Below are 14892 nucleotides of genomic sequence, written 5' to 3'. Positions count from 1 at the left end.
TGAAGTATGAGCGCTGAGTATGAAGCCGTAAAGCCCCCGGAGTCCGAGCTGGTGATCGTTACCGGCATGTCAGGTGCCGGTCGCACGACTGTTGCCCACGCCCTGGAGGACCAAGACTGGTATGTGGTGGAGAACCTGCCGCCGGCCATGCTCGGACCCCTGACCGAGCTGATGAGCCGCTCGCAGGGATCCATCCCGCGCATGGCCGTGGTGATGGACGTGCGCTCCAAGGACATGTTCCCGGAGATCCGCGACGCGCTGGCCAATCTGACGGCCAGCGGCGTCAAGTACCGCCTGGTCTACCTCGACGCCAGCGACGAGGTGCTGGTGCGCCGCTTCGAGCAGGGACGACGCCCGCACCCGCTGCAGGGCGACGGGCGCATCGTCGACGGCATCCAGCGCGAACGCGAAATCACCCGCGAGCTGCGCGACGCCGCGGAGATCATCCTGGATTCCTCCTCCATGTCGGTGCACGACCTGGCCCGCTCGGTCAACGAGCTGTTCAGCGAGTCCGGACCGATCATCCTGCGTATCAACGTGATGAGCTTCGGCTTCAAGTACGGCCTGCCCACCGACGCCAACTACGTGGCCGACGTGCGCTTCATCCCGAACCCGCACTGGGTGCCGGAGCTGCGCCCGCAGACCGGCCGCGACAAGGAAGTCTCGGACTACGTGCTCTCGCAGACCGGAACCAGCGAATTCATCGAGAACTACCTCAAGGCGCTGGAGCCCGTCTTCGAAGGCTACCGCCGTGAGAACAAGCACTACGCGACGATCGCCGTGGGCTGCACCGGCGGCAAGCACCGTTCGGTGGCCACCAGCATCGAGCTCGGCCGCCGGCTGGCCCAGCTGCCCAACGTCCGCGTCAACGTCAGCCACCGAGACCTGGGACGCGAGTAGGGATTATGGCTTTCGCTACCGGCCCCATCCCGATCCAGGGCCTGAACCGCAGCGACGACTACCGCAACCCGTCGGTCGTCGCACTGGGCGGCGGACACGGACTGTCCGCATCGCTGTCCGCGCTGCGCCGGCTGTCCACCGACCTCACCGCCGTGGTGACAGTCGCCGACGACGGCGGCAGCTCCGGACGCCTGCGCAATTCCTTCGACGTGCTGCCCCCGGGCGACTTGCGCATGGCGCTGGCCGCCTTGTGCGACGACAACGACTGGGGCCGCACCTGGCGCGATGTCATGCAGCACCGCTTCGAGTCGCTGGAGAACGCTGACGAGCCGCTCAACGGCCACGCCGTGGGCAATCTGCTGATCCTGGCGCTCTGGGAGCTGCTGGACAGCCCGGTGGCGGGCCTGCGCTGGGCTGGCGCCCTGCTCGGGGCTCGCGGCCAGGTGCTGCCGATGAGCACGGTGCCGCTGTCCATCCACGGCGAGGTGCTGGAGGCCGACTCGGCCACCGATACGCTGGTGCGCCGACGCATCGAAGGCCAGGCGAAGATCGCCAAGGCGGGGCACGGGGGACTGGTCACCAACGTGAGCCTTGATCCGCCCGATGCGCCGGCCTGCGCCGAAGCCCTGGAAGCCATCGAACTGGCCGACTGGGTGGTCCTGGGCCCCGGCTCCTGGTACACCTCGGTGCTGCCGCACCTGCTGCTTCCCGACATGCGCCAGGCCATTGCCAGCACCACTGCCAAGCGGCTGCTGACCATGAATCTGGACCTGGAAACCGCCGAAACTTCCGGACTGGATGCCGCGGCGCACCTGGAGGTGCTCAGCCGCTACGCCCCGGAGGTGAAATTCGACGCCATTCTGGCCGACGAATCGCTGGTGAACAACAAGGAGCGATTTGAGCTGGCAGCGCAAAAACTCGGTGCCCGGACCTTTTTTAGTAGAGTAGGAGTATCTGACGGTCGTGCAGTGCACGACCCGTTGCGTCTAGCGGCGGCCTATCACGAGGTGTTTACCGCAATCGGATCCTAGGAAGGATCCATGTAAGGGAGTTTGATTCATGGCATTGACGGCTTCCGTCAAAGACGAGCTGTCGCGGGTGGAAATTCGCAAGCCTTCGGTCCGCAAGGCCGAAGTCTCTACCATGCTGCGCTTCAGCGGAGGATTGCATATTGTCTCCGGGCGAATTGTCATCGAAGCTGAAGTGGACCTGGCTGCGACCGCCCGCCGCTTGAAGATTGCCATTGGCGAGCTGTACGGCCACGATGCCGAGATCGTCATGGTGTCCGGATCGGGGATCCGCAAGGGCAGCCGCTACATCGTGCGCGTTTCCAAGGACGGCGAAGTCCTGGCCCGCCAGACCGGCTTGCTCGACCAGCGCGGCCGCCCGGTGCGTGGCCTGCCCTCGGTGATCGTCAACGGCTCGACTGCAGACGCCGAGGCCGTGTGGCGCGGTGCGTTCCTGTCCCACGGTTCGCTCACCGAACCCGGACGCAGTTCCGCCCTGGAAATCACCTGCCCGGGCCCCGAAGCAGCGCTGGCCCTAGTGGGCGCGGCGCGCCGCCTGGGGCTGACCGTCAAGGCCCGCGAGGTGCGCGGCGTGGACCGCGTGGTGATCCGCGACGGCGACGCCATCGCCCAGCTGCTGACCCGCATGGGCGCGCACGATGCGCTCATGGTCTGGGAAGAGCGCCGCATGCGCAAGGAAGTGCGCGCCACGGCCAACCGCCTGGCGAACTTCGACGACGCCAACCTGCGCCGCAGCGCGCAGGCCGCGGTGGCCGCCGGTGCGCGAGTTGAGCGCGCCATCGAGATTCTGGGTGACGAGGTGCCAGAGCACCTGCGTTACGCCGGACTGCTGCGCCTGGAGCACAAACAGGCGTCGCTGGATGAGCTCGGCCGCATGGCTGAACCACCCATGACCAAGGACGCGATTGCCGGCCGGATCCGCCGCCTTTTGGCGATGGCCGATAAAAAAGCCAGTGATCTGGGAATACCCGGCACCGAGTCCAGCGTTCCAGTAGATGAACTGGAACAGTAAAGTGTCCCCGCGGTAATCCTTTCCGCGGAGATTCATCCAATTGAACAGATTGAGGAGAATCATGGCTGTCTATTCGCTGCCAGAACTGCAGTACGACTACGCTGCCCTTGAGCCGAACATCTCGGCTCGCATCATGGAGCTGCACCATTCGAAGCACCACGCAACCTACGTTGCCGGCGCCAACTCGGCACTGGAGCAGCTGGCTGAGGCTCGCGAAAAGGGCGAGTTCGGCAACATCCCAAAGCTGTCCAAGGATCTGGCCTTCCACCTCGGCGGCCACACCAACCACTCGATCTTCTGGAACAACCTGTCCCCAGAAGGCGGCGACAAGCCTGAGGGCGAGCTGGCTGCCGCGATCGACGACTTCTTCGGTTCCTTCGATGCATTCCGCGGTCACTTCACCGCGTCGGCCATGAGCCTGCAGGGCTCCGGCTGGGCAGTCCTGGCATACGATGCAATCGGCGGCCAGCTGGTCATCGAGCAGCTCTACGATCAGCAGGGCAACGTCCCAGTGGCAACCATCCCGCTGCTGATGCTGGACATGTGGGAGCACGCCTTCTACCTGGACTACGTCAACGTCAAGGCCGACTACGTCAAGGCCTTCTGGAACATCGTGAACTGGGCCGACGTCCAGGCTCGCTTCGAGGCTGCCCGCAACGGCGCCGCCGGGCTGATCGTTCCAGGCAAGTAAACTGACTTATTCGGTAAGTTAGCTCACATTCAGCGCTGAGATGGCGTAGGATGTTTAAGTGTGTGGTGGATCCCGGCATCAGCCGGGGTCCGCATGCACGGCACAACGGAGTGTCCTCTTTAAAGTAGGCCACTTCCGTAAGATTGCGGTCGTGGCATCATTTTCCCATTTAGAGGAGATAGTCACGTGACAACCCGTGTTGGAATCAATGGTTTCGGTCGTATCGGACGCAACTTCCTGCGTGCGGTCCTTGCCCACAAGGCGGACATCGATATCGTCGCCGTGAACGACCTTGGTTCAATCGATTCGCTTGCTCACCTGGTGAAGTTCGATTCCGTCCTCGGCCCGCTGGGCGAGCCGGTTTCCGTCTACGGCGACGAGATCGTCATCGGCGAACGCCGCATCAAGGTCCTGTCCGAGCGCAAGCCAGGCAACCTGCCATGGCGCGACCTGAACGTAGACATCGTCATCGAGTCCACCGGCCTGTTCACCAAGGCCGACGAGGCCCGCCACCACATCGAAGCCGGCGCCAAGAAGGTCATCATCTCTGCCCCCGCCAAGCATGAGGACATCACCATCGTGATGGGTGTCAACCAGGACAAGTACGATCCGGCCAGCCACGCCATCATCTCGAACGCTTCGTGCACCACCAACTGCCTGGCCCCGGTGGCCAAGGTGCTCAACGACGAATTCGGCATTGTCGACGGCTTGATGACCACCATCCACGCCTACACCGCCGACCAGCGGCTGCAGGACGCCCCGCACCGCGACCCTCGTCGCGCCCGTGCCGCGGCGCTGAACATGATCCCGACCTCCACCGGCGCCGCCAAGGCCATCGGCGTGGTGCTTCCGGAGCTGAAGGGCAAGCTCAACGGCTACGCCATGCGCGTGCCGGTTCCCACCGGCTCGGCCACCGACCTGACCGTCAACCTGGCCCGCACCGCCACCGTGGAAGAGGTCAACGCGGCCTTCGAAAAGGCGGCCAGCGAGGGCAAGCTGTCCAAGTACCTCGAATACTCGACCGACCCGCTGGTTTCCACCGACATTGTGACGAACCCGCATTCGGCGATTTTCGATTCCGGGCTGACCACCGTGATCGGCAACAGCGTGAAGGTTGTGGCTTGGTACGACAACGAGTGGGGATACACCTCACGCCTTGTTGACCTTGTCGAATTCGTGGGTTCCAGCCTCTAGTCGATAACCTAGAGACATGACTTCACATACTCTCGACGAATTGCTCGCTGACAACGGTGTCCGCGGACGCTACGTACTGGTCCGCAGCGACCTGAACGTACCGCTCGACGGAGCCACCGTGACCGATGACGGCCGTGTCCGCGCTTCGCTGCCGGTCATTTCCAAGCTGGCCGATGCCGGCGCCAAGGTCATCGTGATGGCCCACCTGGGCCGTCCGAAGGGCCAGTTCGACCCGAAGTACTCCATCGCTCCGGCGGCCAAGCGCCTGAACGAGCTGGCTGACTTCGACGTCACCGTGGCATCCGACGTCGTGGGCCCCTCGGCCCGCGAGGCGGCTGCCGGACTGGCCGACGGCTCGGTCCTGGTGCTGGAAAACGTCCGCTTCGACGCCCGCGAGACCTCCAAGATCGACGCGGAGCGTGTCGAGCTGGCCAAGGAACTGGCCGCGCTGACCGGCCCCGACGGCGCCTACGTCAACGACGCCTTCGGTGCAGTGCACCGCAAGCACGCTTCGGTGTACGACATCGCCGCACTGCTGCCAAGCTACCAGGGCGACCTGGTCGCGACCGAGGTCCAGGTCCTCAAGACCCTGACCGAAGCACCCAAGCGCCCCTACGTGGTCGTGTTGGGCGGTTCGAAGGTCTCGGACAAGCTGGCGGTCATCGACAACCTGATCGGCAAAGCCGACCAGCTGCTCATCGGCGGCGGCATGGCGTTCACCTTCCTTAAGGCCCAGGGTCATAACATCGGCGGCTCGCTGCTTGAAGAAGACCAGATCGCCGTGTGCCAGGAGTACCTGCAGCGCGCCGAGAAGCTCGTCTGCGACATCATCCTCCCGGTTGACGTCGTGGTGGCCGACAAGTTCGGCGCCGACGCAGCCCACGAGGTGCTGGACGCCGACAAGATCGAGGAAGCCAGCTTCGGCTCCAACGGCCTGGGCCTGGACATCGGCCCGAAGTCCGCGGAGAAGTTCGCCAGCTACATCACCGGCGCCAACACCGTGTTCTGGAACGGCCCGATGGGTGTCTTTGAGATCCCTGCGTTCGCCGAGGGCACCCGTACCGTCGCGCAGGCACTGGCCGGTTCGGAGGCGTTCAGCGTGGTAGGCGGCGGCGACTCTGCCGCGGCCGTGCGCGCGCTGGGCTTCTCCGAGGACGACTTCGGACATATCTCCACCGGCGGCGGCGCCTCCCTGGAGTACCTTGAAGGCAAGACCCTCCCGGGTGTTGCCGCACTGGAAGGCTAATTAATGACCATTTCGCAGAACGGCGCCTTTGTGCGCCAGCCGCTGATCGCCGGCAACTGGAAGATGAACATGGACCATGTCCAGGGCATCACCCTTGTCCAGAAGCTGGCGTGGACGCTGAAGGACCACGAGCACGACTACGATCGTGCAGAGGTTGCGGTCTTCCCGCCCTTCACCGACATCCGCGGTGTGCAGACCCTGACCCTGGGCGACAAGCTGGATCTTGTCTACGGTGCGCAGGATCTGTCCGCCCACGATTCGGGCGCCTACACCGGCGAGATTTCCGGGCAGTTCCTGAAGAAGCTGGGCTGCACCTACGTGCTGGTCGGCCACTCGGAACGACGCGAGTACCACAACGAAACCAACGAGGTTATCGCCTCGAAGCTCGCGGCGGCCTACCGCCACGAAGTGACCCCGGTTCTCTGCGTGGGCGAAGGCCTGGAAGTCCGCAAGGCAGGAGAGCATGTAGCCTTCACCCTTGAGCAGCTGAACGAATCCCTGGCGGGCGTGAGCGCCGAGCAGGCCGAAAACATGGTCATCGCCTACGAGCCGGTCTGGGCCATCGGCACCGGCGAGGTCGCGGGACCGGCTGACGCGCAGGAACTGTGCGCGGCGATCCGCGGGGCACTGGCCGAGCGCTTCGGCGAGGACATCGCGCAAAAGACCCGACTGCTCTACGGCGGCAGCGTCAAGGCCTCGAATGCGGCTGCGATCATGCGTGAACGCGACGTCGACGGCGTGTTGGTTGGCGGAGCCAGCCTCGACGCCGAAGAATTTGCTAATATTGTACGGTTCGAGCATCATCTCGTTACCGACTGAATCTAACTAAGGAACCGTCGTCTTGGATATTATCAAGATCATTTTGCAGGTCCTGCTGGGCATTACCAGTGTCTTGCTGACCCTCCTGATTCTCCTTCACAAGGGTAAGGGTGGCGGTATGTCCGACATGTTTGGCGGCGGCATGACCAGTTCGATGGGTTCTTCGGGGGTCGCAGAGCGAAACCTGAACCGCATCACCATCATCCTTGGCCTGATCTGGGGCGCAGTCATCATTGGCTTGGCCCTAGTGATGAGATTCAATATCGAGGCATAGTCTTCGGCATCGCATCGCGTGCAATCGGTGGGCATCTTCCGCATACTTGTGGAAGATGCCTACCGATTTTTTAATTGCCCGAGGACCAGCATCAGTTCGGACCAGCAGCTGGAGACCGAACCCGCCGATCGCGCCAACGCCGGCTGGATGGCCGGTTTCGGAATCGTCGCCATGGCGCTCGGGGTGGCTTTGGTGATGCTGTTCACGGAGCGGGACTCCCTGACGGCCGACGGCAGGCTCGCTGTTGCAAACGCCACCCGGACCGAATCCTTGGGCCCGCTGCTGGCAAGCATCATCGCCCCGCTGCTTATTTTCAGCGGCCTGGCGTTGGTCATGTCCTCGTCGCTCTTTGCACGCAAGATCCCCGGGCTCTTCTAGGACTTCAAGACAGGATCACGTGGAACTCATCAGCGTCATCCCGTTCATGGCGGGGCTCCTGGTCGTCACCGTGGTTGCGGCCGTTCTAGCGCCCTCGATGCGCGAGGGCCGACTGCCGCGGAACACCGCGATCGGAATCAAGACGAGGCATACGCTCGCCAGCGATGCGGCGTGGCTGCGCGGCCATGCAGCCGGCGCGCCGGTGCTGAAGGCAGCTGCCCGCTGCGGCTGGGCGGTGCTGCTTGCCGGTGCAGCATTGTGCCTGCTGCAGCTGGCCGGGTGGGCCTTCGCCGTGACGGCCATCGGCTATCTTGCAGTCACCTGCCTGGCCTTGCTCTCTGCGAGCAGGGCGAATGCCGCGGCCAAGAACATGGCCGCCGCGCCGCCTGCCGATCTGCAGCAGCGGTAGCTGCTAGTTCGTGCCTGCGCGAAGCGCCTCGGCCAGCTCCACGACGCGCTGCGCGGTGCCCCAGGACAGCGTGACTCCGGCGCCGCCGTGCCCGTAGGCCGCGATCACCGGCAGCGGGTGGTCTGGGACGTGCTCCAGCCGGATGGTCTCTCGCGCCGGGCGCAGACCGACCTTGTGCTCCAGCACCTCCAGGCCTTCCAGCTCCGGCACCAGCTTGGCAGCGCGCTCCAGGATGTCGATGGAGGTCTGCGGCTCGACCTCGCGGTTCCAGTCGTTCGCGGTGTCGGTGCCGCCGACGATGATGTCCTCGCGGCGGGGGATGATGTAGCTGACGCCTTGCGGGTAGTCGTCGTCGCACAGCCACTGCGTCAGGTTCTTCGTGTTGGCCAGGCGCACAACCTGCCCGCGGATCGGGTAGACGGTCTCGTCGTCGCCTAGCAGCTCGCCGCCGCGCAGGCCCGCAGCCAGCACCACCAGATCCGCTTCGTCCTTGAGCTCCGCCAGATCGCCAACGGTGCGCTTTTCGAACTTCACGCCCAGCGCTTCGACCTGGCCGCGCAGCCAGCCGAGGTAGGTGCTCATGGTGATGATCGGCACCGTCGCCCAGACGCCCGCGTGGGCACCGTCCGGCAGATCCGCTGGGGATGCTTCCTCGGTGCCGGCGACGATGCGGGTCCAGCTGCGGTCCGCGCCCGGCAGGTGGTCCACGTTCAGGCCGCGGCGCAAGTCGATGCCGGTCTCGGGGTTTTCCGAGAGCTGCTCGAAGCGGGCCAGCGAATCCGCCAGCAACTGGTCGGCGGCCGGGGAGTTCTCCGAGTGGTAGGGGAACCAGATGGCCGCGGCGACCGAGGAGACGCACTCGTGCAGTTCCTGGTCGTAGGCGACGGTGACCTGGTGTCCGGCGGCGGCCAGCTCGTGGGCCGCGGACAGGCCGATGACACCGGCGCCGATCACGGTGATGCTCAGGGCAGTGCTGGGCATGGGGGAGTCCTTTCGGGAAAAGCAAAGGCCGATGCCGCCAACAGCTGGTGTTGGCGGCATCGGCGGATAACGCGTTTTAGAGCAGCGTGGCGGCGGCGCGGTCCACAAGCCAGCGGGTGGCCTGCGTTCCCTGCACCGCGCTGGCGGGCACGGCGGCTTCGTTGACCTCGTGCTGCGCGGCGGCCAAGGCCGGAGCCTTCTCCGCCCCGGCCACCAGCAGCCAGACCTCGCGGGCCGAGTTGATGGTGCCCATGGTCAGCGACACGCGGTGCGGCGGAGGCTTGGGGGAGTCGTGGATCGCAATCGCTCCCAGCTCGGCCGACCTGGTGTGGTTCGGGAACAGGGATGCCACGTGCGAATCCGGGCCCATGCCCAGCATCAGCACGTCGAAGGCCGGGCTCGCGGCGCCTTCCGGAGCCTCCTGGGCCAGCAGGGCCGTGTAGGCGGCCGCCGCGTCCTCGGCGCAGTCGTACTGGTCGGTGGAGCCCATGGCGTGCACGGTCTCGCGGTCCAGTCCCAGCTGGTCAAGAGCCGCGAACAGCACCTCCGCCTGTCCGGCATTGCGGTCCGCCGAATCGGCGGGGACAAAGCGCTCGTCGCCCCACCAGAAGTGCACCTTCGACCAGTCCACGCTCACGCGGGCGGGATTCTCCGCCACGGCGGCCAGCGCGGCGATGCCCAGCGAGCCGCCGGTCAGCACCACGTGCGCCACCCCGCGGGCGGCAATGGCGTCGGCGATCGAGGTGACCAGCCGGGCGGCGATGCCGAGCGCGGTGGCTGCCAGGTCCTCGTGGATGACGATCTGTCTAGCGATCACTTGAACGGATGCTCCTCAGGTTGGTCAGGGCCAGGCCGCGGGTGATGACCTCGCCGAAGACGTCGTCCGCATCCAGGCGGCGCATCTCCTCGGCCAGGCATTCGGCCACCGAGCGGCGCGGCAGCGAGATGCGCTGCGGAGCGGAGCCCGGCAGGTACAGATGAGCCACGGGACCCGAGGGGCGGGAGAGTTCCACGTCGCCGCCCTCGCGGGAGAGCCGCACCGAGGACAGGCCCGCGGTGGACTTGTCAGCGGCGATGGTGACCGGCACGTCGAGGCACATGGTCAGCCAGGCTGCCAGCAGCGTGGTGGAGGGGGAGTTCTCCGAACCCTTCACGGTGATGCTGGTCAGGCCCTCGGTGCCCACCAGGTCGATGATGCTCGCCAGCTGGGCGCGCCACAGGGTCAGGCGGGTCCAGGCCAGGTCGGTGTCGCCGGCGCGGTAGGTCGCCACGCGGCTGAACAGCGCCGCGGTGGGGTCCTTCGTCTCGCCGGAGTCGGTGATGCGGCGGTGCGCGATCTTGCCCAGCGCGGTGGCGGCCGGGTCGACCGGCACACCGTGCGGCCACCAGGCCACGATCGGCGCGTCGGGCAGCAGCAGCGCGGAGATCAGCGCCTCGTCGGCCTCCATGTCCGGGCCGTGCGTGCGCATCACGATGACCTCCGAGGCGCCGGCGTCGCCGCCCACGCGGATCTGCACGTCCAGGCGGTTCTCGCCCTGCGCGGAGCCGCGCACCACCACGATGATGCGGCAGGGGTGCTCGCGGCTTGCGAGGTTGGCGGCCTCGATGGCGTTCTCCGCGAAGCCCTCGCGGGTGATGACCACCAGGGTCAGCACGCGGGAGAGCGCCACCACGCCGTGGGTGCGGCGCGAGGAGATCAGCTTCTTGGCGACCTTGGAAGTGGTCGTGTTGGGAAGTTCGATCATCATGGGCGTCGCCACGTCCTTCCATCCTTGGCCATCAGTTCGTCGCTGCTGGCGGGGCCCCAGGAACCAGGGGCGTAGGGGTCCGGCTGCTCGGGCTGGGCCGCCCAATACTCCTCGAAGGGATCCAGGATGCGCCAGGACTGCTCGACCTCTTCATGGCGCGGGAACAGCGGAGGCTCGCCCAGCAACACGTCCAGGATCAGGCGCTCGTAGGCCTCCGGGGAAGACTCGGTGAACGCGTTGCCGTAGCCGAAGTCCATGGTCACGTCGCGGATCTCCATCTGGGTGCCGGGCACCTTGGAGGAGAAGCGGATGGTCGCGCCTTCGTCTGGCTGCACCCGGATCACGAACGCGTTCTGCCCGAACTCGTCGTCCTTGTGGTCGGTGAACAGCAGGTTCGGGGCCTTCTTGAACACCACCGCGATCTCGGTGACGCGCCGTCCCAGGCGCTTGCCGGCGCGCAGGTAGAACGGCACCCCGTCCCAGCGGCGGGTGTTGATGTTCAGCCTGATCGCCGCGTAGGTCTCGGTCTTGGACTTGGGATTGAAGCCCTCCTCGTCAAGGAAGCCGACAACCTCCTCGCCGCCCTGCCAGCCGGAGGTGTACTGGCCGCGCGCCGAAGCCGCGCCCAGGTCCTGCGGCAGCTTGACCGCTGCGAGCACCTTTTCCTTCTCGCTGCGCAGGTGGTCCGCGTCGAAGCTGATGGGCTCCTCCATCGCAGTCAGCGCCAGCAGCTGCAACAGGTGGTTCTGGATCACGTCGCGGGCCGCGCCCACGCCGTCGTAGTAGCTCGCGCGCCCGCCGATGCCGATGTCCTCGGCCATGGTGATCTGCACGTGGTCCACGTACTTGTTGTTCCACAAAGGCTCGAACATCTGGTTGCCGAAGCGCAGCGCCAGCAGGTTCTGCACCGTCTCCTTGCCCAGGTAGTGGTCGATGCGGAATACGGCGTCCGGCGGGAACACCGACTCGACGATCTCGTTCAGCTCGCGCGCGCTGGCCAGGTCGTGGCCGAAGGGCTTCTCGATGACCACGCGCTCCCAGCCCTCGTTGGCGTCGTTGGCCAGCTTGTGCTCGGAGAGCTTTTCGCAGACCACGTCGAACCAGCTGGGCGGGATGGACAGGTAGAACGCGTGGTTGCGTCCGGTGGAGCGGGTCTCTGCCAGCTCGTCCAGGGTGGCGGAGAGCTGCTCGTAGGCGTCGTCGTCGTCGAAGGCGCCGGAGATGAAGCGCATGCCGGAGGCCAGCTGCGCGAACACCGTCTCGTTGAACGGGGTGCGGGAGCTGGCCAGGATCCATTCGCGCGCCTGGGCGGCGAAGTCCTGCGCGGACCAGTCGCGGCGGCCGAAGCCGACGATGGCGAAGTTCGGGGGCAGCAGGCCGCGGCTGGCGAGGTCGTAGACCGCCGGCATCAGCTTCTTGCGGGCAAGGTCGCCGGTGATTCCGAAGAACACCAGCGCGCCCGGACCGGCGATGCGGTTAAGCCGCCGGTCGCGGGCGTCGCGTAGTGGATTGCTCATCTGCGGCTACTTCGCCGCCTCGAGCAGGGCCGCGATGCCGGCCTTGCGGTCGGTGAGGTTCACGCGCAGCACCGGGCGGTTGTGCGCCGCATCGGAGAGCACCCCGGCGTCGCCGCTGGCCTGGGCGGAGATCAGCCCGCCGAAGCTGTAGGGGCGGCCCGGGATTTCCAGGTCCTCGTGGTGGTCCGCGGTGACCTGCAGGAACACGCCCTGGGCAGGTCCGCCCTTGTGGTACTGGCCGGTGGAGTGCAAGAAGCGCGGGCCCCAGCCGAAGGTCACCGGGCGGCCGGTCTTGGCGGCCAGCGCGTCGCGCAGGCCTTCGAGATCCGCGTCGCCATTGCGGTCGAGGTAGGCCTGCACCGCGAGGTAGCCGTCGTCCGGCAGCGCGGCGGTGAGCTCGTCCAGCGCGCCGGCCAGGGTGGCGGCCGAGGTGCCGAACAGCTCAACGGAGCCGTCCACTGCATCCGGGGCGGACGCGGCCGGGGCGTCGAGCAGCGAACGGGCGGCGACCTTGGCGGCTTCCACGTCCGGCTGGTCGAAGGGGCTGATGCCCAGCAGGTAGCCGGCCACGGCGGTGGCATACTCGAAGATCATGAAGGAGGTGCCCAGCGGGGCGCTGAAGTGCACCGCAGTGGCCTCCTCGTCGATGTCCTCGGGCAGCTGATCGTAGACGTAGAGCGGCAGCACGTCGGCGGCCGGCTCGTGCAGCTCCGGGGCCCCGGGGTGCGCCACCACCGGCAGCACGCCCTTGGAGTCCTTGCCGGTGGATTCGGCGATGAGCTGCTCGGCCCAGTCGCCGAAGCCCGGCAGCGCGTCGCCCACGCCGGCAATGACCAGCTTGTCGCGCCCGGCGGTGGCCATGGCCGCGCCCAGATGCAGGGCCAGGTTGTCCTCGTCGTCGGTTGCCAGCACGTCGTGCAGCAGGCCGGCTTCCTCGATCAGCGCCTCGATGTCGGCGCCGGCCAGGCCCGAAGGCACCAGGCCGAAGGCAGTCAGCGCGGAGTAGCGCCCGCCCACGTTCGGGTCGGCGTTGAAGACCGCGCGCACACCCTCGGGGTTGTCCATCGGGGAACCCGGGTCGGTGACCAGCACCAGGCGGGTTGCCGGGTCGATGCCGGCGGCCTGGAAGGCGGCGGTGAAGGCGCGGCGCTGCGAGTCTGTCTCCACGGTGGAGCCGGACTTCGAGGCCACGACCACCACGGTGCGCTCCAGGTCAGCTGCGAGGATCGGGCGCAGCATGGCCGGGTCGGTGGTGTCGCAGATGACCAGGTCCACCTCGTCGTGCGCGGCGATGACCTCGGGGGCCAGCGAGGAGCCGCCCATGCCGCACAGCACGATGCGGGTCAGGCCCTCGGACTGCAGCTGCTCGCGCAGCTGGAGGATGGCCGGGAGCAGCTGCTCGGCGGCCTCGAAGGGGTTGACCCAGCCCAGGCGGATGGCGGATTCGGCTTCCGCGGCCGGGCCCCAGATGGTGGGGTCCTGCGCCGCGATGCGGCTGCCGATGCGGGCCTCGATCAGCTGCGGAAGCAGCTCGTCGACTGACTTCAGGGCGTCGCCGGAGGTGACCAGACCCAGTTCCATCTACTTTGCTCCCTTCAGGGCCACCGACATGTCCTCGAGCAGCTCGTTCCAGGCGTCCTCGAACTTCTTCACGCCCTCGACCTCCAGCAGGTCCACGATCTCGTTGTAGTCGATGCCCAGGGCCGCGAGCTTGTCCAGCACGCGGTTGGCGGCGTCGTAGGTGCCGGCGATCGCGTTGCCGCGCACCTCGGCCTCGGCCGCGGTGGCGTCCAGGGTCTTCTCCGGCATGGTGTTCACGGTCTGCGGCGCCACCAGCTCGGTGACGTACAGGGTGGATGGGTAGGCGGGGTCCTTCACGCCGGTGGAGGCCCACAGCGGGCGCTGCACGTTGGCGCCGGCGTTGGCCAGCACCTCGTAGCGGGCCGAGGTGAAGGATTCCTCGAAGACCTGGTAGGCCAGGCGGGCATTGGCCACGCCGGCCTGGCCGCGGACCGCCGCGGCGGCCTCGGTGCCCAGGGCGTCCAGGCGCTTGTCGATCTCGGTGTCCACGCGGGAGACGAAGAAGGAGGCGACCGAGTGGATCTTGGACAGATCCAGGCCCTTGGCGTGGGCCTTCTCCAGGCCGATCAGGTAGGCGTTGATGACCTCGCGGTAGCGTTCCAGCGAGAAGATCAGGGTGACGTTCACGCTGATGCCCTCGGCGATGGTCTCGCTGATGGCTTCCAGACCCTGAACGGTGGCGGGGATCTTGATCAGCACGTTCTCGCGGTCCACGCGCTCGTACAGGGCCTTGGCCTGCGCGATGGTCGGTGCGGTCTCGTGGGCCAGGCGCGGGTCCACCTCGATGGACACGCGGCCGTCGAAGCCCTTGCTCGACTCGTAGACGCCTTTGAACAGGTCGCAGGCGGCGGCGACGTCGTCGCTGGTGATTTCGGTGATCGCGTCTTCCACCGAGTGGTGGCGCTGCGCGGCGATGGCATCGCCGTAGACCTCGGCGTTGGACAGCGCGGCGGCGAAGATCGCGGGGTTGGTGGTCACGCCGACGACGTTCTTCTCTTCGATCAGCGCAGCCAGCGATCCGCTGGTGAGTCGTTCGCGGGACAGGTCATCGAGCCAGATGGATACTCCGGCGTCGGACAGTGCCTGGGTGTTGGGGTTGCTCATGATGTGTGCT

The 14892-nt window shown here is 66.6% G+C and carries 16 protein-coding genes; 10 read left to right on the top strand and 6 right to left on the bottom strand.

Features of this window, described 5'->3' with window-relative positions; genetic code table 11:
* The first annotated feature begins 6 nt into the window (after positions 1-6).
* The 10 genes from rapZ (at position 7) to RF641_RS08555 (ending at position 7951) form a co-directional block, all read left to right on the top strand.
* Positions 7-900 (top strand): RNase adapter RapZ, encoded by an 894-nt coding sequence (gene rapZ / locus RF641_RS08600; RefSeq protein ID WP_047119350.1) that lies wholly within the window; start codon positions 7-9, stop codon positions 898-900.
* 5 nt (positions 901-905) lie between these two features.
* Entirely contained in the window at positions 906-1931 is a 1026-nt protein-coding gene (locus RF641_RS08595) for a gluconeogenesis factor YvcK family protein (RefSeq protein WP_047119349.1), read from the top strand.
* 28 nt (positions 1932-1959) lie between these two features.
* Positions 1960-2940, top strand: a complete 981-nt coding sequence (gene whiA / locus RF641_RS08590; RefSeq protein ID WP_047119348.1) for a DNA-binding protein WhiA — start codon at positions 1960-1962, stop codon at positions 2938-2940.
* Between the two features lie 61 nt (positions 2941-3001).
* Entirely contained in the window at positions 3002-3631 is a 630-nt protein-coding gene (locus RF641_RS08585) for a superoxide dismutase (RefSeq protein ID WP_047119347.1), read from the top strand.
* A 186-nt stretch (positions 3632-3817) separates the two neighbouring features.
* Positions 3818-4825, top strand: a complete 1008-nt coding sequence (gene gap / locus RF641_RS08580; protein ID WP_424572975.1) for a type I glyceraldehyde-3-phosphate dehydrogenase — start codon at positions 3818-3820, stop codon at positions 4823-4825.
* Positions 4826-4841: 16 nt separating this feature from the next.
* A complete protein-coding gene (locus RF641_RS08575; protein WP_047119345.1) occupies positions 4842-6071 on the top strand; it encodes a phosphoglycerate kinase in 1230 nt (409 codons plus the stop codon).
* A gap of 3 nt (positions 6072-6074) precedes the next feature.
* A complete protein-coding gene (tpiA, locus tag RF641_RS08570; protein ID WP_424572974.1) occupies positions 6075-6890 on the top strand; it encodes a triose-phosphate isomerase in 816 nt (271 codons plus the stop codon).
* Between the two features lie 22 nt (positions 6891-6912).
* A complete protein-coding gene (gene secG, locus RF641_RS08565) occupies positions 6913-7164 on the top strand; it encodes a preprotein translocase subunit SecG (protein WP_047119343.1) in 252 nt (83 codons plus the stop codon).
* Positions 7165-7191: 27 nt separating this feature from the next.
* Positions 7192-7542: a hypothetical protein gene (locus RF641_RS08560; protein ID WP_424572973.1), complete on the top strand. Its 351-nt coding sequence runs from the start codon at positions 7192-7194 to the stop codon at positions 7540-7542.
* A 19-nt stretch (positions 7543-7561) separates the two neighbouring features.
* Positions 7562-7951: an SdpI family protein gene (locus tag RF641_RS08555; RefSeq protein WP_424572972.1), complete on the top strand. Its 390-nt coding sequence runs from the start codon at positions 7562-7564 to the stop codon at positions 7949-7951.
* Positions 7952-7954: 3 nt separating this feature from the next.
* Here RF641_RS08555 and RF641_RS08550 read toward each other — a convergent pair whose 3' ends face one another.
* From RF641_RS08550 to tal, 6 genes are all read right to left on the bottom strand, one after another.
* The gene (locus tag RF641_RS08550; protein ID WP_424572971.1) at positions 7955-8932 is read right to left on the bottom strand and encodes an NAD(P)/FAD-dependent oxidoreductase; all 978 of its coding nucleotides are present in this window, start codon (positions 8930-8932) and stop codon (positions 7955-7957) included.
* Positions 8933-9008: 76 nt separating this feature from the next.
* Complete coding sequence (pgl, locus tag RF641_RS08545; RefSeq protein WP_424572970.1) at positions 9009-9749, bottom strand: 6-phosphogluconolactonase; 741 nt, start codon at positions 9747-9749, stop codon at positions 9009-9011.
* Entirely contained in the window at positions 9739-10680 is a 942-nt protein-coding gene (locus tag RF641_RS08540) for a glucose-6-phosphate dehydrogenase assembly protein OpcA (RefSeq protein WP_047119339.1), read from the bottom strand. Before RF641_RS08540 ends, pgl begins: the two co-directional genes overlap by 11 nt.
* Positions 10677-12197 carry a glucose-6-phosphate dehydrogenase gene (zwf, locus tag RF641_RS08535; protein WP_053798296.1) on the bottom strand — a complete coding sequence of 507 codons (1521 nt, stop codon included), beginning with the start codon at positions 12195-12197 and terminating at the stop codon, positions 10677-10679. Before zwf ends, RF641_RS08540 begins: the two co-directional genes overlap by 4 nt.
* A gap of 6 nt (positions 12198-12203) precedes the next feature.
* Positions 12204-13778 carry a glucose-6-phosphate isomerase gene (locus RF641_RS08530; RefSeq protein WP_424572969.1) on the bottom strand — a complete coding sequence of 525 codons (1575 nt, stop codon included), beginning with the start codon at positions 13776-13778 and terminating at the stop codon, positions 12204-12206.
* Entirely contained in the window at positions 13779-14882 is a 1104-nt protein-coding gene (tal, locus tag RF641_RS08525) for a transaldolase (protein WP_047119336.1), read from the bottom strand.
* Between the last annotated feature and the right edge of the window lie 10 nt (positions 14883-14892).

This window comes from Arthrobacter sp. 'calajunan', from assembly GCF_046940185.1.
GTDB classification, from domain to species: domain Bacteria; phylum Actinomycetota; class Actinomycetes; order Actinomycetales; family Micrococcaceae; genus Glutamicibacter; species Glutamicibacter soli.
This window is presented reverse-complemented; position numbering and strand designations above follow the sequence as displayed.

Coding starts and splice junctions, on each gene's coding strand:
- rapZ (WP_047119350.1), top strand. CDS start 7: ATGAGCGCTGAGTATGAAGCCGTAAAGCCCCCGGAGTCCGAGCTGGTG.
- RF641_RS08595 (WP_047119349.1), top strand. CDS start 906: ATGGCTTTCGCTACCGGCCCCATCCCGATCCAGGGCCTGAACCGCAGC.
- whiA (WP_047119348.1), top strand. CDS start 1,960: ATGGCATTGACGGCTTCCGTCAAAGACGAGCTGTCGCGGGTGGAAATT.
- RF641_RS08585 (WP_047119347.1), top strand. CDS start 3,002: ATGGCTGTCTATTCGCTGCCAGAACTGCAGTACGACTACGCTGCCCTT.
- RF641_RS08575 (WP_047119345.1), top strand. CDS start 4,842: ATGACTTCACATACTCTCGACGAATTGCTCGCTGACAACGGTGTCCGC.
- tpiA (WP_424572974.1), top strand. CDS start 6,075: ATGACCATTTCGCAGAACGGCGCCTTTGTGCGCCAGCCGCTGATCGCC.
- RF641_RS08550 (WP_424572971.1), bottom strand. CDS start 8,932: ATGCCCAGCACTGCCCTGAGCATCACCGTGATCGGCGCCGGTGTCATC.
- RF641_RS08540 (WP_047119339.1), bottom strand. CDS start 10,680: ATGATGATCGAACTTCCCAACACGACCACTTCCAAGGTCGCCAAGAAG.
- zwf (WP_053798296.1), bottom strand. CDS start 12,197: ATGAGCAATCCACTACGCGACGCCCGCGACCGGCGGCTTAACCGCATC.
- RF641_RS08530 (WP_424572969.1), bottom strand. CDS start 13,778: ATGGAACTGGGTCTGGTCACCTCCGGCGACGCCCTGAAGTCAGTCGAC.
- tal (WP_047119336.1), bottom strand. CDS start 14,882: ATGAGCAACCCCAACACCCAGGCACTGTCCGACGCCGGAGTATCCATC.